The 509-nt window shown below is 40.7% G+C and carries 1 protein-coding gene; it reads left to right on the plus strand.

Going from position 1 to position 509, the window contains the following annotated elements; all coding sequences use genetic code 11:
• A partial coding sequence (locus tag AC1DRF_RS32090) for a DUF3231 family protein (RefSeq protein WP_477742841.1) occupies positions 1–509 on the plus strand: 509 nt, incomplete at both ends.

Here is a 509-nt window from a genome sequence, read left to right on the forward strand (position 1 = left end):
AGACTGGACTGTTCGCTTTGCATTCAACGATGTCCTACCGGGAAGATATCAGAAGTTTTTTCGTAAACGCAACAGCAGAAGCGCAGCAAATATACAATCAGTCTACTCAGATATTATTAGAAACCGGCGTCATTGCAAAGCCTCCTTACGTTTCAATGCCAAAAGAAGTTCGGTTTGTCCACGAACAAAATTATATCGGAGGGTTAAGCTGGCTTAGTGAAAAAAGATCACTTAATACAATTGAAGTGTCTCTTATCCAACATGCGGTTGATACAAATCTTGTAGGAATGCAGCTGATGATTGGCTTTGCTCAAGCAGCTAGCAACAAAGAGGCACAGCAGCATTTTGTCAACGGAATGAAGCTTTCAAAAAAAATTGAAACAGAACTAGGAGATATTTTACGTCATAGCTATATAGAGCCTCCTGCTACGCATGCAGGAAAAGCGACAAGCTCAACGATCTCCCCTTTTTCAGATAAATTAATGATGTACAACACGAGTCTTCTGAGC

Source organism: Priestia sp. P5_B4, assembly GCF_056400385.1.